Origin of the sequence: Rhodovulum sp. (assembly GCF_011048875.1) — a bacterium.
Lineage (GTDB): Bacteria > Pseudomonadota > Alphaproteobacteria > Rhodobacterales > Rhodobacteraceae > Rhodovulum > Rhodovulum tesquicola.
In genome coordinates, this window is sequence record NZ_DSDD01000144.1 from 1 (window position 1) to 17557 (window position 17557).

Sequence of the window (17557 nt, forward strand, 5' to 3'; positions counted from 1 at the left end):
GCCGGAACCCCGGCCCGGACCAGGGCATGGCGGGGCCGACGGGGGAAACGGATGCCGCGCTGATCGCCGCCGCCCGCGCCTATTTCGTCCAGCGCCGCGCGCGGGTGCCGGGTTTCGTGCGGGAACGATTCAGCCTGCGCGGCACGGTGGCGCTGCACCGCCACGCGCTGGGCTGGGGCATCCTCAGGGCCCCGGCCAACATGCTGCTCTTGCCGGTGCTGGTGCTGGCGCGGCTGGGCGCCGGGGCGCTGTCGGAATATGGCGGCACGCGGAGCGCGATGGCCGAGGTGACGACCGCGCTGGGCGCGCTCGGGGCGGGGGCTTTCGCGTTCCACGCGCTGACGCCGGGCATGCTGTCGTTGGCGCCGGGGCTGGCCGCGGTGCTCGCGCAGCAGGCCGCGATTGCCGCCTTTCCGCTGGGCGGGCTGATGGGGTCGGCCTGGTACGGCCTGGTCCCGGCCGCCGCCTCGCCCCTGCTGATGGCGGGCGTGGCGCTCGGGCTGTTCGCCTCGGGCGCACTGGCCGCGGCCTTTGCTGGCGTTATCGCCGACCCGGTCCAGGCGGCGCCGGGGCTGCATGAGCGCCGCCTGAACCGGCTGATCGACGCGATGGAGGATGCCTTTGCGGGCACCGGCGAGCGTGGCTTCGCCGCACGCGAACATTACCTCGCCCGGCTGCTTGACCTCTCCGATTCGGGACTGGCCGCGCTGCGGGCCATGTCGGGCTGAGGCCCCGCGCCCTGTCTTCTTCTTGGCGAAAATACCCAAACCGCAACGGCGGATGCGGGCGCGTGCTCAGACCGCCTGGAACATCGGGAAGGTCACGCCCAGCGCCCAGGCCAGGAACACGCCCAGCCCGATGCCCGCCCCCGCAGGCCGCGCCGTGGCCCGGCCGATCCAGCCGCCCATCATCCCGAACAGCAGGAAGAACAGCAGCACCACCGGCAGGATCACCAGCAGGAAGAACAGCCGCTCGAAATCCAGCGCGGTGGCAATCCCCAGCGAGATCAGGAAGGCCCCGCGCGCGGTCAGGCTGCGCCAGAGCGGCGCGCGCCCGCCCTCGACCATCAGCGCATCCGACAGCATGTAGGGCACGGTGCCCAGCGCCATCGCCGCGATGATCGCAAGCCGGATCGAGATCGGATAGAAACTGGTGACATAGCGATCCATCGCCAGCCCGAAGACGCAGATGCCGTAAAAGGCCACCAGCCCGGCCAGCATCAGGATACGCCCCGCCTCGGCCCGGCCGGGCCAGCGCAACTCGCCCCACCACCACAAAAGCGCCAGCGCCAGCGCGCCATAGGCGGCGAAATGCAGCGCAAGATATTCGGCCACCAGCACCGGGAAAAGTTGCGTCTCGACCGGCGAAAGCGCAAGCGGCACGACAAGCGCGGGCAACAGCGCCACCACCAGGAAGCGGTTGCGCGACAGCGGTTCGGGGCGCGGCTCATGGGTCTTTTCGCGCAACCGCGCCAGCGGCCAGGCCAGCGCGACGATGCCGCTCAGCAGCAGCGCGATCCAGCCGCCCATCCGCGCCGCCGGCCCGTCGCTCTGCCGCCCGAAGGTGGCATCCAGCCAGGCGCGGGTCTCCTCGATCATCGCGGGCGACCAGATCACGCCGACATGCTCGACATTGGGCGCCAGCACCGCGCGGCGGGCCGTGCCAAGCGCCGGATCGCCCACGGTGTCACCGAATTCGGCGTCGGGATCGGCCAGCGCCAGCGCCGCGCGCGCATCGGGGATCAGCCGCCCCTCCCACGCGCCCTGGATCATCAGCAGGTTGCGCGGTTCGCTCGGCGTAATCGAATCGTTGGACATCGACACCCCGACCGTGGCGGCCAGCCGGTCATCGACCACCGCCTGCCGGATCGCGATATAGCTGCCCATGGAATGACCCATGATCGCTACCCGCCCGTCGGCCCAGGGCTGGGCAAGGGCGGCGTCGATCACCCGCCCGGTCTCGGCCATCAGCAGCAGCGCGGTGCCCTCGGGGCTGTCCAGATCGCCCGACATCGGCACCGGGTTGCGGCCATGCCCTTCATAGTCGAAGGCGACCACGGCATAGCCCGCGCGGGCCAGCGTCAACGAACTTGCCTGCATCAGCTGCCGGGATCCGGCAAACCCGTGCGAGACGATGACCACCGGCGCCGGGCCGCTGTCGGGCAGCCGGTAGACCGTGGCGGGCGTGCTGCCGGTGCCGGGCACGGGCTCGATCAGGATGCCCGCGCGTTCGGATTCCAGGTGCCAGACCGAAAGGACGATGGCCAGGACGGACAGGATCGCCACGGCCCAGCGGGCGGGCGTCAGCCGCCAGGCAAGACGGTGATGCGGCGCGTCGGCATGGATCATGGCGGGCTGTCTCCTGCGGCCGGTCCTGCGGGGCGAGGATCCAGGGCGGGATCGGCGCGGGACAGGGGGCGGCCTTCAGCGATAGGTGGGGTGAAAGAGACCGGCGGGCGAGAGGGTGAAGATCTCGACCCCCGTGGCGGTGACCCCCACGGAATGCTCGAACTGCGCCGACAGCATCCTGTCGCGGGTGACCGCGGTCCAGTCATCGGCCAGAACGGCGGTTTCCGGGCGGCCCAGATTGACCATCGGCTCGATGGTAAAGAACATCCCCTCTTCCAGCCTCGGGCCCGTGCCGGGCTGGCCGTAATGCAGCACATTGGGCGGCGCATGGAACACCCGGCCCAGCCCATGGCCGCAGAAATCGCGCACCACGCTCATCCGGTGCCCCTCGACAAAGGTCTGGATGGCGTGGCCGATATCGCCGAAGGTCGCGCCGGGGCGGACAGCCTCGATCCCCTTCATCAGCGCGTCATGGGTGACCTCGATCAGCCGCTCGGCCTTGCGGCCCAGCCTGCCTGCGACATACATCCGCGAGGAGTCGCCATACCAGCCATCCACGATCACGGTCACATCGACATTCAGGATGTCGCCATCCATCAGCACATCGTCGGCGCGGCGCTTTTCCAGGTCCTTCGAGATCGTCTCGGTGCCGCTTTTCGGGATCGGGGCGCCGGGGATGCCATGGCAGACGACATGATTGACCGAAATGCAGCTTGCGTGCCGATACCCCTTGTAGCCGATCGTGGCCGAGGTCGCGCCCTTCTTCCCGACCAGTTCGGTAATCACGCGGTCGATCTCGCCCGTGCGCTGACCGGGCTGGATCAGCGGCACGATCTCGTCCAGAATCTCCGCCGCCACCCGACCAGCCGCGCGCATCCCGGCGAAATCCTCGGGGTGGTACAGGCGGATATTGTCCCGGGTGCGGCGGTCGCGCGATCTGTCGTCCAATGGCTTCTCCTCGGCTTCTCGCGCGGCAAGATAAGCCGCAGCGACGCCAAAGGCCAGAGCGTGCAATCGCGGCGGACCGGCGCGCCGGGCGCGAGGGGGCTTTGAAACCGCAAGGCAGGCTCCTATACCGATGTCGAAGGCCGGAAAAGGAGGGCAGGCATGGGCAATCCCACGGCAGCGATGCTGGTGATCGGCGACGAGATCCTCTCGGGGCGGACCCGCGATGCCAACATGCATTTCCTGGCGGGCGAACTGGTCAAGCACGGCATCAGGCTGGCCGAGGTGCGGATCGTGCCCGATATCGAACCCCGCATCGTCGAGGCGCTGAACGCGCTGCGGGCGGGCCATGACACGGTCTTCACCTCGGGCGGCATCGGGCCGACGCATGACGACATCACCGCGGATGCAGTGGCCAAGGCGTTCGGCGTCGGCATCGACGTGCGCGAGGATGCCCGCGCCCTGATGCAGGACTATTGCGACCGGATGGGGCGCGATCTGAACGAGGCGCGGCTCAGGATGGCGCGGATCCCCGATGGCGCCAGCCTGATCGAGAACCCGATTTCCGCAGCACCCGGCTTTCGCATCGGCAATGTCTGCGTGATGGCGGGCGTGCCCTCGATCTTTCAGGCGATGGTGGCAGGCGTGCTGCCGACGCTGACCGGGGGCGATGCGCTGCTGTCGCAAAGCCTGACGCTGCAACGCGCCGAGGGCGACATCGCGGGCGCGCTGTGCGGACTGGCCGAGGAATTCGCGGATCTCTCGATCGGATCCTACCCCTTCGTGCGGGACGGGGTCTATGGCACGAATGTGGTGATCCGGGGCACCGACGGGGCCCGGATCGACGCCGCCATGGGGCAGTTGTCGGCGCTCTTCCCCGAGGCGGTCGCGTGACGCCCGCCCGGCTGTTCGCGGCACAGGAGGCCACCTGGCCACCCGCCTCCGTGACCCAGGTCGGCCCCTTCCGCATCCGCGAGGGACAAGGCGGCGGCAACCGGGTCTCGGCGGCCAGCGCGAAAGGGCCGGTCAACGGGGCCGATCTGGCCAAGGCCGAGGCCGCGATGGCGGCGCTGGACCAGGTGCCGCTGGTCATGGTGCGGCCGGGCGAGGACGTGCTGGACGCGCTGCTGGCGGCGCATGGCTACACGGTGGTCGATCCGGTGGTGATGCTCGCCGCGCCGGTGGCCACGCTTGCCGCCGAACCGCCCGCGCCGGTGACCGCCTTCACCGTCTGGGAACCGCTGGCGATCATGGACGAGCTGTGGGCAGAGCTGGGCATCGGCGCCGCGCGGCGCGCGGTCATGGCGCGGGTCACGGGGCCGAAAACCGCCCTGCTGGGCCGCCAGAACGACCGCGCCGCCGGGGCGGGCTTTGCCGCGATCCATGACGGGCTGTGCTTCGTGCATGCCATGGCCGTGGCGCCGGGGCATCGGCGGCAGGGCACGGCCCGCAACATGATGCGGGCAGCAGCACTTTGGGCACAGGATCAGGGGGCGGACCAGATCGTCGTGCTGGTGACCCAGGCGAATGCGGCGGCACGCGCGCTCTATGCTTCCTTGGGGATGCGGGATGTAGGACAGTATCACTACCGAATGAAACCGACGCCAATGCCCCAGCCGTGACCCAGGACCGCGACCTTTCCACCGCCCTCGACCTGCCGCCGGTCGATCCGCTGCCGCCCGAGACGCGGAAATATTTCGCCATCTGCGCCGAAAGGCTGGGCCTCGTGCCCAATGTGCTGCGCGCCTATGCCTTCGACATCGCCAAGCTGAACGCCTTCACCGCGATGTATAACGACCTGATGCTGGGACCCAGCGGGCTGAGCAAGCTGGGACGCGAGATGATCGCGGTGGTAGTCTCGTCGATCAACCGCTGCTGGCATTGCCAGGTCGCCCATGGCGCGGCGGTGCGCGAGCTGTCGGGCGATCCGGCGCTGGGCGAGGCGATGGTGATGAACTACCGCACCGCGAAGCTGGACGCCCGTCAACGCGCGATGCTGGATTTCGCCGCGAAACTGACCGAGGACAGCCACAGGATCGAGGACTCCGACCGCCAGGCCCTGCGCGATCAGGGCTTCAGTGACCGGGACATCTGGGACATCGCGGCGGTCGCGGGCCTCTTCAACATGTCGAACCGGATCGCCTCGGCCAGCGGGATGGAGCCGAACCCGGCCTATCACGGCGCCCATAGATGAGATTTCACGGTCTGGCAGTGGTTCTGGCGGCGCTGCTCGCCCCGGGCGCGGTTGCGGCGCTGGCCCCACCCGAGGGCGCGACCGCGACCGCGGAAGAGCAGGTGGCCCTCGGCACGGTCGCGGTCCCGGTGGGCGGATACGATGGCACCCATGTGCCCGTGATCGTGGCCGAGGGCGCGATCTCCCGTCGGGCCTGGCACGAATCGCTGGACGGCCGGACCACGATGCAGATCCTCGCGCCCCTGCGCGACCGTCTGCTGGCCGACGGGTTCCTGCCGATCCTCGACTGCGCGGCCGAGACCTGCGGCGGGTTCGATTTCCGCTTTGCCACCGACACGCTGCCGGCGCCCGCGATGCATGTGGACCTGGGCGATTTCCGCTTTCTCTCGGCCCGGCGGCTGACCCGGGCGGGGCCGGAATACGCGACGCTGATGGTCAGCCGGTCAAGCACGCGGGGCTTTGTGCAGGTGACGCGGATACGCCCGGCCGCCGCGCCCGAGACCGCCCCCCGGGCCGAGGCGCCGCAGGCCGGGGACGATCTGGCCGCGCGGCTGGATCGCGACGGCCGGGCGGTCCTGCCCGATCTGGATTTCGACACCGGCGCGGCAACGCTCAACGGGGGCGATATCGCCTCGCTTCAGGCGCTGGCGCAGTATCTGGCCGACAATCCGGGGCTGACGCTGATGCTGGTCGGCCATACCGACGCGGTGGGCGCGCTGGAGGGCAATATCGCGCTCTCGCGCCGCCGGGCCGAGGCGGTCCGCGCCCATCTGGTCGAGCGGCTGGGCGTGCCCGCCGCCCGCGTCACCGCGGCCGGGGCGGGCTTTCTGGCCCCCGTGGCCAGCAACCGCAGCGAAGAGGGCCGGATGCAGAACCGCCGGGTCGAGGCGATCGTCACCGCGCTGGAATAGCGCGGCGGCGCCCGGTCAGATGACCGCATCCTCGCCCGAAAAGCGTTCGACAAGGAAGTCGATGAAGGCGCGCACCTTGGGCTGGGTAAAGCGCCCCGGCGGATAGACCGCGTAAATCCCCAGCTTCTCGACCGGCAGGCCGGGGATCGCCTCTTCGACAAGACCCTTTTCCAGCGCGTCCCTGAACAGGAAGCTCGGCAGATAGGCGATGCCAAGCCCCGAGATCGCCGCGTTCAGCAGCGACTGCCCGTCATTCACCGTCAGCCAGCCCGCAGTGCGCACCTGCCGCTTTTCGCCCGAGGGCGCGGTGATCTTCCAGACATTGCCGCTGGCCTGGTTGGAATAGTGCAACAGCTTGTGCTCGTTCAGATCGTCGATCTTCTGCGGGCGCCCGAATTTCTGGAAATAGCCGGGCGACCCGATCATCCGCCTGGCGGTCTCGGCCAGCTTGCGGGCGCGCAAGGTGCTGTCTTCCAGTTCGCCCACCCGGATCGCCATGTCGAACCCTTCCGAGATCAGTTCGACATAGCGGTTGTTCAGCACCATGTTCACGGTGATGTCGGGATATTGCAGCAGGAAATCGCCCAGCAGCGGCGACAGGTGATTGACCCCGAAATCGGTCGCGACCGAAATCCGCAACAGCCCCGACGGCGCCGATTGCATCGAGGTCACCAGCGCATCGGCCTCGCCCGCATCGTTCAGCACCCGTCGCGCCCGGTCGTAATAGGCCAACCCGATCTCGGTCGGGCTGACGCGGCGGGTGGTGCGGTTCAGCAGACGCGCACCCAGCCGCGCCTCGAGCGAGGAGACATGCTTGGACACGGTGGATTTGGAGATCCCCATCTTCTTGGCGGCATCGGTGAAGCCGCCCTGATCCACCACCGTGGCAAAGGCCTCCATCTCGGTCAGTCGGTCCATCGGAACATCCTTGGTCACTCCCGCGCACTGACCGTTACAATCCAACGCAATTCGGGCAGGAATTGGGAAGCCGCTCGACAATACTGGGATGATGGGGCCATCGTCACGCCCCGGGAAACCCGGACGGGCGCGCAAGGCGTTGATCTCAAAGGCTGGCGGCAAGCCTTGCGCCCTGGTCGATGGCGCGCTTGGCATCCAGCTCGGCCGCGACATCCGCGCCGCCGATGACGTGATGGGCCAGGCCCGCGGCGCTCAGCGCGGCCGACAGCCGGCGCTCGGGCTCCTGCCCGGCGCACAGCACGACGGTATCCGCAGCGATCAGGCGGGGGCTGTCTTCCTCGACGATCTCGATCCCCTCCCGGGTGATCCGGCGATAGGCGACGCCGCCCAGCATGCGCACCCCCTTCATCCGCAGCGCGGCGCGGTGGATCCAGCCCGTGGTCTTGCCCAGCCCCTTGCCGGGCGCACCGGGCTTGCGCTGCATCAGCGTCACCTGACGCAGCGGCGGTGCGGGGCGCGGTCCATCGGGGGCCAGCCCGCCGCGATGCTCCGCCGGGTCGGCCACGCCCCATTCGGCACGCCATTCCTCGGGATGCAGGGTGGGGCTGTCGCCCGTCACAAGGAACTCGGCCACATCGAACCCGATGCCGCCCGCCCCCACGATGGCGACACGCGGACCGACCGGGGCGGCCCCGGCCAGCACATCCGCATAGCCCAGCACATGGGGCAGATCCTGACCGGGAAGCCCCGGATCGCGCGGCAGGACGCCGGTGGCAAGGATGGTCTCGTCGAACCCGGACAGCGCGGCGGCGTCGGGCGCGGTCGACAGGCGCAGATCGACGCGGTGCAGCTCCAGCATCCGGCGATACCAGGCCAGTAGCCCCCGGAATTCCTCCTTGCCGGGGATGCGGGCGGCAAGGGTCAACTGCCCGCCGATCCGGTCCGATTGCTCGTAAAGCGTGACATGATGCCCCCGCTCGGCCGCCACCAGCGCCGCCGACAGCCCGGCAGGTCCGGCCCCCACCACGGCAATGCGCTTCGGACGGTCGGTCGGCGCATAGCGCAGTTCTGTCTCGAAACAGGCGCGCGGATTGACAAGGCAGCTTGCGACCTTGCCCGAAAAGGTGTGATCGAGACAAGCCTGGTTGCAGGCGATGCAGGGCGCGATCTGGTCGGCGCGGCCCGTCGCGGCCTTGGCGACGAACTCGGCATCCGCCAGCCAGGGCCGCGCCATCGAGACCATGTCAGCCACGCCCTCGGCAAGCAGCGCCTCGGCGGTTTCGGGCGTGTTGATCCGGTTCGAGGTGATCACCGGGATCCCCACCCTTCCCATCAGCTTCCGCGTGACCCAGGCGAATCCCGCGCGCGGCACCGAGGTCGCGACGGTCGGCACGCGCGCCTCGTGCCAGCCGATGCCGGTGTTCAGGATCGTGGCGCCCGCCTGTTCGATGCGCTGCGCCAGGTCCACCACCTCGTCGAAACTGGACCCATCGGGGACAAGGTCGATCATCGACAGCCGGTAGATCAGGATGAAATCGGCGCCGACCGCCGCGCGCACCCGGGCCACCACCTCCAGCGGCAGGCGCATCCGGTTCTCGTAGGACCCGCCCCAGCGGTCGCTGCGCCGGTTGGTGTGGGTGACAAGGAACTGGTTCAGGAAATACCCCTCCGACCCCATCACCTCGACCCCGTCATAGCCCGCTTCGCGCGCGCGGGCCGCCGCGGTGGCGATGTCGGCGATCTGTTTCTCGATCCCCGCCTCGTCCAGTTCGCGGGGCGCAAAGGGTGAGATCGGCCACTTGATCGGGCTGGGGGCGACGCAATCGGGACCATAGGCATAGCGGCCCGCATGCAGGATCTGCATCGCGATCCGCCCGCCCGCGTCATGCACCCTGTCCGTCACCCGGCGGTGGTTGGCGATAGCCTCGGGCGTATAAAGCCCCGCCGCGCCGGGAAAGACGCCGCCCTCGGGATTGGGGGCCATGCCGCCGGTCACGATCAGCCCGGCCCCGCCCCGGGCGCGCAAGGCGTAGAACTCGGCCACCCTGTCCCAGTCGCCGCGTTCCTCCAGCCCGGTATGCATCGAGCCCATCAGCACGCGGTTTCCCAGCGTCACGAAACCCAGATCGAGCGGGGCCAGAAGATGCGGAAAATCGGTCATGCGGTCCTCCCCGTGCGAGAGTGGCGCGGCGGCGGCGCGCTGTCACGTGGGACCCTGCGTCAGCCGGGCGGCGATGTGGCCTCGACGCAATGTGCGCGGAAGGCGCGTTTGAGCAGGTCAAGCTCGGCGCGCAACAGCTCGATCTCGGCGCGCAGGTCGTGATCCAGCGGCTGGCCCGCGAGGATCGCGAAACTGGCCAGTATGGCGCCGGTCGCCCGGTCGCGAATCATGCAGGTCTGGACGCCATCGGACAGGATCTCCGCCGGGATCGGCAGGGCCAGCCCATAGCGGCCGGGGCGGCCGGGATCGGGGGTCAGGCGCAGGCCGGGCAGCGGACGGCCCTGATGCAGCGCCTCGATATCGGGCGGGACAGCGGCAGGGCCAGCCTCAAGCACCCCCTCCCATATCCCCGCCTGCAGCCGGGTGGGGGTCAGCCGCATCGGGGCCGGGGGGCGCAGATGCATCATGGCTCTGCCCTCGGGCGGCGGCTAAGCACCATGTCGCCCAGCGTGATGCGGTTCATCTGCGGCGCCTCGAAGATCAGGTCCAGCCACATCCGCCCCACCCCCCGCGCGTCGATCCCGGTCAGCGCAAGGTCGAACTCGACCACCGTCGCAGGGCCATCAGGGGGGATCGCGCGGACAAGCTGCGCAAAGTCCGGGCCGTGGCAGATATTGAGGCGGGCAAAGATCGGCAGCGGCCGCTCGGTCTCGATCACGCTGTCCAGCCGGATCAGGTGGCGGCGGCCCAGCCCATCCGCCGCCGCCTGCGGCAGGTCGATGGCCAGCGACAGGAAGCTGCCGGCAAAGCGGAACACCTCGATGCACAGCCCATGCGGCGCGGCAGGTCCGGTGATCCGGCGCAGGCCCAGCTCGGCATGGGGACAATCGTGGAACACCCGCGCCTCGGCCGTGAAGGCGGTGCCGCTGACAGGTGCCGCGACGCCCGGCGGATCCAGCGGGCCGCAGAACATCGCGGGCCGCCAGTCCCAGTCACAGCCCAGCGGACGGCGCGCGCCCCCTGTCCCGGCGGGGGGCCGGGCAAGCCGCCGATCCGCGGCATGGATCACCCGGTCCAGCCGGAGCCGCAGCGCGGCGGCGCGCGCCCGCAGCGGCCGCAATCCGGCAAGATCCAGATCCTCCGCGCGCTCGGCCGCCCGCCCCCATGCGGCCAGCGCATGGCGAAACAGCAAACTGTCGACCAGAGAGACGGAGGGACCAAACATCGTTGACCAAGGCTTTGCGGGTTACCGACCCGCCCACAGGAACCCTGCGGCGGTTTCCTTGCGGTAAACGCCGGGGCCGAAAAAGCCGAAAATCCGCCGCATTCGGGCGGGTCAGTCCTCGGGGCCCGGGCTGGCCGCGCGGATCCGGGCGGCAAACTCCAGCAGCAGCGCCAGCGCCGCCTCCTCGTCCAGGGGCGCGTCCGCAAAGCCGATGACCGAGGCGGTCACGATCCGCCCGTTCACCTCGAAGATCGCCCGCCAGTATTCGTCGCGCAGCCCCGGCGCCAGCCCCGCACTGCGGTCGCGGGCGCGCAGCACGAACACCCCGTCACGCTCGAATGTCTGCATCACCGTGACGCTGGCCGCATTCCCGTCACGGGCCAGCGCGGCGCGGCCCTCCTCGGCCTCGAAGAACCGCGACAGCATCACGGCGCGGTCGTCCGGGCGGCCGCCCGGGCCGGGATTTGCGGCGACCGAGGCGGTCAGCAGCGCGTTTCTCACGGGGGAGGGGGCGTCGGGTGCCCCGGACAGGGCCGCGCAACCGCCCAGCAGGACAAAGGCCCCCTGCTCGCCGTCGTGCGTGGCGGCGGTATCGACGCAATAACCGGACGGCCCGGCAATGGCCACGCTGCCGCCCGCCACGGCGACCGCCTGCGGCGCGGCACGCCCCGCCCCGTCCAGACATCCCGCCAGCGCAAGCGCCGCAAGGGCGGCCATCAGGAGCCGGCCGGAACGGGCGAAAACGCTGCGGGCCGGATCAGAGATCCATGTAGACATGCTTCTCGTCGGCGGCGCCGGGATGGGTGACCGCCCCCTTGCGGGTGTGACCCACGAGCCGGGCATATTTCCACAGCGCGCCCGAGGCATAGATCGTCTCGCGCGGCCCCGTCCACGCGGCCTTGCGCGCGGCCAGGTCCTCGTCCGACAGCGCGACCGACAACTCGCCCTTGATGGCGTCGATGGTGATCATGTCGCCATCCTTCAGCAACGCGATCGGCCCGCCATGCGCCGCCTCGGGGCCGACATGGCCGACGCAGAAACCCCGCGTCGCGCCCGAGAAACGCCCGTCGGTGATCAGCGCCACCTTCTTGCCCATGCCCTGTCCCGACAGCGCCGCGGTGGTCGCCAGCATCTCGCGCATGCCCGGGCCGCCTGCGGGGCCCTCGTTGCGGATGACCAGAACCTCGCCTTCCTTGTAACTGCGCGCCTTGACCGCCTCGAAGGCGTCCTCTTCGCATTCGAAGACGCGGGCCGGGCCGGTAAAGACCTGCTGATCGGCCTCCATCCCGGCGACCTTGACGATGGCCCCGTCGGGGGCAAGGTTGCCCTTCAGCCCGACAACCCCGCCTGTCGGCGTGATCGGGGCCGAGACGGGACAGATCACGCGGCCATCGGCCTCGCGCGTGACCATGTCGATTTCCTCGCCGATGGTGCGGCCGGTGACGGTCAGGCAGTCCTCGTGGATCAGGCCCGCCTTGCGCAGTTCCTTCATCACGACCGGCACGCCGCCCGCCTCGTAAAGGTCCTTGGCGACATATCGGCCGCCCGGTTTCAGATCGACGAAATAGGGCGTGTCGCGGAAGATGTCGCAGACGTCGAAGAGGTCGAAGTCGATCCCCGCCTCATGCGCGATGGCGGGCAGGTGCAGCCCGGCATTGGTCGAGCCCCCGGTGCAGGCCACCACCCGCGCGGCATTCTCCAGCGCCTTGCGGGTGACGATGTCACGGGCGCGGATATTCTTCTCGATCAGGTGCATCACCGCGCGGCCCGAGGCCTCGCAATACTGATCGCGGGATTCATAGGGCGCGGGCGCCCCCGAGGAGTTCGGCAGCGCAAGTCCGATGGCTTCGGAGACGCAGGCCATGGTGTTTGCCGTGAACTGGCCGCCGCAGGCCCCCGCGGACGGGCAGGCCACCTTTTCCAGCGCGATCAGCGCCTCTTCGGCCATGTTGCCGGCCTGGTTCTGGCCCACCGCCTCGAACACGTCCTGCACGGTGACGTCGCGCCCCTCGTGCCGACCGGGCAGGATCGAGCCGCCATAGATGAAGACCGACGGCACGTTCAGCCGCACCATCGCCATCATCATCCCCGGCAAGCTCTTGTCGCAGCCCGCCAGCCCCACCAGCGCGTCATAGCAATGCCCGCGCATCGTCAGTTCCACGGTGTCGGCGATCGCCTCGCGCGAGGCCAGCGACGAGCGCATCCCCTCATGGCCCATCGCGATGCCGTCGGTCACGGTGATCGTGGTGAACTCGCGCGGGGTGCCATGCGCCTCCTTGACGCCCATCTTGACCGCCTGGGCCTGCCGGTTCAGCGCGATATTGCAGGGCGCGGCCTCGTTCCAGCAGGTCGCGACGCCGACAAACGGCTGGTGGATCTCGGCCTCGGAGATGCCCATCGCGTAGTAATAGGACCGATGCGGCGCGCGCGACGGGCCTTCGGTGACGTGGCGGCTGGGCAGGCGGGACTTGTCGATGGGGGGCATGGGCATGGCTTCCTTCGGGTCGTGTCGCCCTTGGGAATAGACCCCGCGGAAGGGGGAGACAAGCGATTGATGGGCGGGCAGGGGCGGTCTAGTCTCGACCGGCAATGGACCGGGGCACCATGGATTACCGACCCCATCACGCTTTGACCCGCGCGGCCCGCGCCCGGCCCCAGCTCTGGCGCCTGGCCGTCGGCATGCTGACGGCCGTCGCGATCCATATCGGGATGATCTACGCGGCCTACGGGCTGGTCGCGGCGCTGCGCGGCACGGCCTTCGCGGATTCGGCCTTCGCGGGCGTGTTCGGCACCACGCTGACGGCGGCGAATGCGCTGTGGCTGCTGGCCTCCTTCGTGTTCCTCGGGATCGGCACGCTGGTTGCGGCCAGCACCTTCCACGGCCGCGGGCTGATATCGCTGACCGGCCCGCCGAGGCGCGCCGCCGCGGGTTTCCTCCGCGTGCTGGGCGCGCTGGCGCTGCTTTACGCGGTGTTGTGGGTGGCCTTGCCCATGGGCGACGACCTGCAACCGAACCTCGATCCGGGGCGCTGGCTGATCCTGCTGCCGCTGGCGGTGGGTCTGGTACTGGTGCAGGTGGGCGCCGAGGAATTGCTGTTCCGCGGCTATCTGCAACAACAGCTTGCCGCGCGTTTCCGCAGCCCGCTGATCTGGATCGGCCTGCCCGCGGCGCTCTTCGCGCTGGGTCATTACCAACCGGGGGTGGCGGGCGGCAATGCGCTGGCCCTGACGGCCTGGGCGGGGCTGTTCGCGGTGGCGGCCGCGGATCTGACCGCGCGCAGCGGCACGCTGGGCCCGGCCATCGCGCTGCATTTCGCCAACAACGCGGTCGCGATCCTGATCGTGGCGCGGCCCGGGCCGGTCTCGGGGCTGGCGCTCTATACTTTTCCCTTCGCCCCCGACGACCCGGCGCTCGGGCCGATGTTCCTGATCGAACTGGGGGTTCTGGGCCTGTCCTGGCTGGCCGCACGGGTGGCCCTGCGCGTCTGAGTTGAAGCCCCGGCGCCCGCGCGCTAGCTTGCCCGCAACATGCCGCCGCAACCCCGAGAGCCCATGCGATCCCCCCTTTTCGAGGCCTATGTCGAGCCCGCGCGGCTTTACCCCGAACTCTGGCGGGTCTTCGTCGCGCTCGGCGTGATCGCGCTGATCTATGCGGGCTGTTTCGCGCTGTTGCTGGTGGGCGCCTACCCGGTGCTGGGGCCACTGGCCTATTTCGGCTGGATGCAGGGGATCATGGCCCCCGCCACGCCCGGACAGACCCTGTTCGTGCTGGCCAGCTTCATCGGTATGGGGCTGGGCGTGCTGATCGCCACGCCCGCGCTGCATTACCGCGAACCGGGAACCCTGTTCGGCCCGATGCGCGACTGGATGCGCGGCTTCTTCCTGTCGCTGGCGGTGCTGGTGCCGGTCTATGCGGCGCTGTTCGCGATCGGGCGGCTGGTCGTGTCGCCCGACGCGGGCCTGCCGCCGGACCAGTGGCTGCGCCTGCTGCCCTTCGCGCTGGTGCTGGTGCTCATCCAGACCGGATCCGAGGAATTGCTGTTCCGCGGCTATCTGCAGCAGCAGCTTGCCGCGCGCTTTGCCGCCCGCGTGGTCTGGATGGGCCTGCCTGCGCTGATCTTCACCGCGCTGCATTTCAACACGATGGCGGGGTCCAATGCCTGGGTCATCATGGTCGCGATCCTCGCCTTCGCGCTGGCCGCCGCCGACCTGACCGAACGCTCGGGCAGCCTGGGCATCGCGATGGGCTGGCATTTCGTGAACAATTGCAGCGCGTTGCTGATCGTGTCGGTCAAGGGCACGATCACCGGGCTTGCGCTTTACGTCACCCCTTTCGAGATGTCGGACCGGGTGATGGTGCCGCTGGCGCTGGGGCTCGACATCCTGGTGATCTTCGCAATCTGGCGGTTGTTGCGCGCACTGATCTGACAGGTCGGGCCGCGATTGCATTTCCCGCCCCAGCGGCTTATCTGAACGGCCAGACCGTTCCGAGGGTGGCCCGCGCATGAACTGGATCAACAACTACGTCCGGCCCAAGATTAACTCGCTGTTCTCGCGCCGCGAGATCCCCGAGAACCTCTGGACGAAATGCGACGCCTGCGGAACGATGCTGTTCCACCGCGAACTCAGCGACAACCTGAATGTCTGCACCGCCTGCGGCCATCACATGGGGATCACGCCGCGCGACCGGTTCCTGACGCTGTTCGACGGCGGCATCTTCACCGAGGTCGCGGTGCCGGTGCCGGTGGCCGACCCGCTGGGCTTCCGCGACCAGAAGAAATACCCCGACCGCATGAAGGCCGCCCAGAAGGGCACCGGCGAGAAAGAGGCGATGCTGGTCGCCGAGGGCGAGATCGGGCGCACCCCGGTCATCTGCGCCGCGCAGGATTTCAGCTTCATGGGCGGCTCCATGGGCATGTATGTCGGCAACGCGATCATCGCCGCCGCCCAGCGCGCGCTCGAACTGCGCCGCCCGCTGATCCTGTTCTCGGCCGCCGGCGGCGCCCGCATGCAGGAGGGCATCCTCAGCCTGATGCAGATGCCGCGCTCGACCGTCGCGATCCAGATGCTGAAAGAGGCCGGGCTGCCCTATATCGTGGTCCTCACCCACCCGACCACGGGCGGCGTGACCGCCTCCTACGCGATGCTGGGCGATATCCAGATCGCCGAGCCGAACGCGCTGATCTGCTTTGCCGGGCCGCGCGTGATCGAACAGACGATCCGCGAGAAACTGCCCGAGGGGTTCCAGCGCGCCGAATACCTGCTGGAACACGGCATGCTCGACCGGGTGACGCCGCGCGGCAAGCTGCGCGAGGAACTCATCACCATCACGCGGATGCTGATGGGCCTGCCGCCCGCGGTGATCGCCGACCTGCCCCCGCCCGCGAGCTTGAGCCATGGCCCGGCCAACGCGGCGCAGGAGGATACCGAGAACGCCGAACCGCCGCGCCGGTCCGCGCCGCCCGATACCGCCCCCCCCGAGGCGGGCACCAAGGGGTGAGCGGGGGCACAAGCGACGCGCTCCTCGCCCGGATGATGGCGCTGCACCCCAAGATCATCGACCTGACGCTGGACCGGGTATGGCGGCTGCTGGCCGCGCTTGACCACCCCGAACGGCGGCTTGCCCCGGTGATCCACGTCGCGGGCACCAACGGCAAGGGCTCGACTCTCGCCATGATCCGCGCGGGGCTGACCGGCGCGGGGCACCGTGTGCAGGCCTACACCTCGCCCCATCTCGCCCGCTTCCACGAACGAATCCGCCTGTCGGACGGGCTGATCCCCGAGGCCGCGCTGACCGCCGTGCTGGACGAATGCGAGCGCGCCAATGGCGGGCAGCCCATCACCTATTTCGAGATCACCACCTGCGCGGCCTTCCTCGCGTTTGCGCGTGACCCGACCGATTTCTGCCTGCTCGAGGTCGGCCTTGGCGGGCGGCTGGATGCGACCAACGTGATCGAGCGTCCGGCGCTGACGGTGATCGCGCCGGTCGATCTGGACCACCAGCAATATCTGGGCGAAACCCTGCCCGAGATCGCCGCCGAAAAGGCCGGGATCCTGAAACGCGGCGTGCCCTGCGTGGTCGGCCCCCAGCAGGAATCCGCGCTCGCGGTGATCGAGGCGCAGGCCGCCCGCCTCAGCGCCCCGCTCCTCGCCCATGGCCAGCACTGGCATGTCCGGGAGGAACGCGGGCGGCTGGTCTATCAGGACGGGCGCGGGCTTCTGGACCTGCCCCCGCCCCGGCTGATCGGTGCCCATCAGGTGCAGAATGCGGGTATGGCGATCGCGGCGCTGCGCGCCCTCGGGCAGGACGAGACCGCCTGCGAGGCGGCGCTGACGCAGGCCGACTGGCCCGCCCGGCTGCAACGGCTGCGCAACGGCCCGCTGGTCGATGCGGCGGGCCGCGCCGAACTCTGGCTTGATGGCGGACACAACCCCGCCGCGGGCGCCGCGCTGGCCGAGGCGCTGACTCGCCTGCCGCCGCGGCCCCTGCACCTGATCTGCGGCATGCTGGACACCAAGGATGTCGCGGGCTTCATGCGGCCGCTGGCAGCCCTGGCCGACAGCCTGACCGCCGTCTCGATCCCCGGCGAGGCCGCGACCCTGCCCGCCGAAACCACCGCCGCCGCGGCCACAAGGGCGGGCCTGCCCGCCACGACCGCCCTGGATGTGGCCGAGGCCGTGGCGCGCATCGCGGCCGCGCGGCCGAACGCGCGGATCCTGATCTGCGGCTCGCTCTACCTTGCCGGGCGGGTGCTGACCGACAATTCCTAGAGCGGCTCAGGCTTTCTCTGAATCGAAAGAGGATTCCCATACGGTGCGTTGTGTGATTCAGAATTCATACTGGTGAAGGAGGCC

17 protein-coding genes are annotated in these 17557 nt (G+C 69.7%); 9 read left to right on the plus strand and 8 right to left on the minus strand.

Features of this window, described 5'->3' with window-relative positions; translation table 11 throughout:
- Window positions 1-26: 26 nt before the first annotated feature.
- The gene (locus ENN83_RS04930; RefSeq protein ID WP_287184765.1) at window positions 27-728 is read left to right on the plus strand and encodes a DUF6635 family protein; all 702 of its coding nucleotides are present in this window, start codon (window positions 27-29) and stop codon (window positions 726-728) included.
- A gap of 66 nt (window positions 729-794) precedes the next feature.
- On the opposite strand, the gene ENN83_RS04935 is transcribed toward ENN83_RS04930, so the two are convergent.
- The gene (locus ENN83_RS04935; RefSeq protein WP_287184729.1) at window positions 795-2348 is read right to left on the minus strand and encodes an alpha/beta hydrolase family protein; all 1554 of its coding nucleotides are present in this window, start codon (window positions 2346-2348) and stop codon (window positions 795-797) included.
- Between the two features lie 75 nt (window positions 2349-2423).
- Window positions 2424-3296, minus strand: coding sequence for a type I methionyl aminopeptidase (gene map, locus ENN83_RS04940; RefSeq protein WP_287184731.1), 873 nt, complete (start codon window positions 3294-3296; stop codon window positions 2424-2426).
- Between the two features lie 159 nt (window positions 3297-3455).
- On the opposite strand from map, the gene ENN83_RS04945 reads away from it, so the two are divergent.
- Genes ENN83_RS04945 through ENN83_RS04960 form a run of 4 tightly spaced genes read left to right on the plus strand, consistent with a single transcriptional unit; the run spans window position 3456 to window position 6398 of the window.
- Entirely contained in the window at window positions 3456-4187 is a 732-nt protein-coding gene (locus tag ENN83_RS04945; RefSeq protein WP_287184733.1) for a competence/damage-inducible protein A, read from the plus strand.
- A complete protein-coding gene (locus ENN83_RS04950; RefSeq protein ID WP_287184736.1) occupies window positions 4184-4915 on the plus strand; it encodes a GNAT family N-acetyltransferase in 732 nt (243 codons plus the stop codon). Before ENN83_RS04945 ends, ENN83_RS04950 begins: the two co-directional genes overlap by 4 nt.
- Window positions 4912-5487: a peroxidase-related enzyme gene (locus tag ENN83_RS04955; protein WP_287184739.1), complete on the plus strand. Its 576-nt coding sequence runs from the start codon at window positions 4912-4914 to the stop codon at window positions 5485-5487. Before ENN83_RS04950 ends, ENN83_RS04955 begins: the two co-directional genes overlap by 4 nt.
- Window positions 5484-6398 carry an OmpA family protein gene (locus tag ENN83_RS04960; RefSeq protein WP_287184741.1) on the plus strand — a complete coding sequence of 305 codons (915 nt, stop codon included), beginning with the start codon at window positions 5484-5486 and terminating at the stop codon, window positions 6396-6398. The genes ENN83_RS04955 and ENN83_RS04960 overlap by 4 nt, the downstream gene beginning before the upstream one ends.
- Before the next feature lie 15 nt (window positions 6399-6413).
- On the opposite strand, the gene ENN83_RS04965 is transcribed toward ENN83_RS04960, so the two are convergent.
- The 6 genes from ENN83_RS04965 to ilvD form a co-directional block, all read right to left on the minus strand.
- Complete coding sequence (locus ENN83_RS04965; RefSeq protein ID WP_287184742.1) at window positions 6414-7316, minus strand: LysR family transcriptional regulator; 903 nt, start codon at window positions 7314-7316, stop codon at window positions 6414-6416.
- A 145-nt stretch (window positions 7317-7461) separates the two neighbouring features.
- Window positions 7462-9477 (minus strand): NADPH-dependent 2,4-dienoyl-CoA reductase, encoded by a 2016-nt coding sequence (locus tag ENN83_RS04970; protein WP_287184743.1) that lies wholly within the window; start codon window positions 9475-9477, stop codon window positions 7462-7464.
- A gap of 59 nt (window positions 9478-9536) precedes the next feature.
- The gene (locus tag ENN83_RS04975; protein WP_287184744.1) at window positions 9537-9944 is read right to left on the minus strand and encodes a hypothetical protein; all 408 of its coding nucleotides are present in this window, start codon (window positions 9942-9944) and stop codon (window positions 9537-9539) included.
- Window positions 9941-10702, minus strand: coding sequence for a DUF6478 family protein (locus ENN83_RS04980; protein ID WP_287184746.1), 762 nt, complete (start codon window positions 10700-10702; stop codon window positions 9941-9943). The genes ENN83_RS04975 and ENN83_RS04980 overlap by 4 nt, the downstream gene beginning before the upstream one ends.
- A 111-nt stretch (window positions 10703-10813) precedes the next feature.
- Entirely contained in the window at window positions 10814-11419 is a 606-nt protein-coding gene (locus ENN83_RS04985; protein WP_287184749.1) for a hypothetical protein, read from the minus strand.
- A gap of 40 nt (window positions 11420-11459) precedes the next feature.
- Complete coding sequence (gene ilvD, locus ENN83_RS04990; RefSeq protein ID WP_414707622.1) at window positions 11460-13193, minus strand: dihydroxy-acid dehydratase; 1734 nt, start codon at window positions 13191-13193, stop codon at window positions 11460-11462.
- A 113-nt stretch (window positions 13194-13306) separates the two neighbouring features.
- Between ilvD and ENN83_RS04995 the strand changes: the two genes are divergently transcribed.
- The 4 genes from ENN83_RS04995 to ENN83_RS05010 all read left to right on the plus strand — a co-directional run bounded on the left by ENN83_RS04995 (window position 13307) and on the right by ENN83_RS05010 (window position 17473).
- A complete protein-coding gene (locus ENN83_RS04995; protein ID WP_287184754.1) occupies window positions 13307-14191 on the plus strand; it encodes a CPBP family intramembrane glutamic endopeptidase in 885 nt (294 codons plus the stop codon).
- A gap of 63 nt (window positions 14192-14254) precedes the next feature.
- The gene (locus ENN83_RS05000) at window positions 14255-15130 is read left to right on the plus strand and encodes a CPBP family intramembrane glutamic endopeptidase (protein ID WP_287184757.1); all 876 of its coding nucleotides are present in this window, start codon (window positions 14255-14257) and stop codon (window positions 15128-15130) included.
- Between the two features lie 76 nt (window positions 15131-15206).
- Window positions 15207-16202 (plus strand): acetyl-CoA carboxylase, carboxyltransferase subunit beta, encoded by a 996-nt coding sequence (gene accD / locus ENN83_RS05005; protein ID WP_287184760.1) that lies wholly within the window; start codon window positions 15207-15209, stop codon window positions 16200-16202.
- A complete protein-coding gene (locus ENN83_RS05010) occupies window positions 16199-17473 on the plus strand; it encodes a bifunctional folylpolyglutamate synthase/dihydrofolate synthase (RefSeq protein WP_287184762.1) in 1275 nt (424 codons plus the stop codon). The genes accD and ENN83_RS05010 overlap by 4 nt, the downstream gene beginning before the upstream one ends.
- Window positions 17474-17557: the final 84 nt, after the last annotated feature.

Excerpts from the sequence above, each read along its gene's own strand:
- ENN83_RS04930 (WP_287184765.1), top strand. The coding sequence starts at position 27 with ATGGCGGGGCCGACGGGGGAAACGGATGCCGCGCTGATCGCCGCCGCC.
- ENN83_RS04935 (WP_287184729.1), bottom strand. The coding sequence starts at position 2,348 with ATGATCCATGCCGACGCGCCGCATCACCGTCTTGCCTGGCGGCTGACG.
- ENN83_RS04945 (WP_287184733.1), top strand. The coding sequence starts at position 3,456 with ATGGGCAATCCCACGGCAGCGATGCTGGTGATCGGCGACGAGATCCTC.
- ENN83_RS04960 (WP_287184741.1), top strand. The coding sequence starts at position 5,484 with ATGAGATTTCACGGTCTGGCAGTGGTTCTGGCGGCGCTGCTCGCCCCG.
- ENN83_RS04965 (WP_287184742.1), bottom strand. The coding sequence starts at position 7,316 with ATGGACCGACTGACCGAGATGGAGGCCTTTGCCACGGTGGTGGATCAG.
- ENN83_RS04970 (WP_287184743.1), bottom strand. The coding sequence starts at position 9,477 with ATGACCGATTTTCCGCATCTTCTGGCCCCGCTCGATCTGGGTTTCGTG.
- ENN83_RS04975 (WP_287184744.1), bottom strand. The coding sequence starts at position 9,944 with ATGATGCATCTGCGCCCCCCGGCCCCGATGCGGCTGACCCCCACCCGG.
- ENN83_RS04980 (WP_287184746.1), bottom strand. The coding sequence starts at position 10,702 with ATGTTTGGTCCCTCCGTCTCTCTGGTCGACAGTTTGCTGTTTCGCCAT.
- ENN83_RS04985 (WP_287184749.1), bottom strand. The coding sequence starts at position 11,419 with ATGGCCGCCCTTGCGGCGCTTGCGCTGGCGGGATGTCTGGACGGGGCG.
- ilvD (WP_414707622.1), bottom strand. The coding sequence starts at position 13,193 with ATGCCCATGCCCCCCATCGACAAGTCCCGCCTGCCCAGCCGCCACGTC.
- ENN83_RS04995 (WP_287184754.1), top strand. The coding sequence starts at position 13,307 with ATGGATTACCGACCCCATCACGCTTTGACCCGCGCGGCCCGCGCCCGG.
- ENN83_RS05000 (WP_287184757.1), top strand. The coding sequence starts at position 14,255 with ATGCGATCCCCCCTTTTCGAGGCCTATGTCGAGCCCGCGCGGCTTTAC.
- accD (WP_287184760.1), top strand. The coding sequence starts at position 15,207 with ATGAACTGGATCAACAACTACGTCCGGCCCAAGATTAACTCGCTGTTC.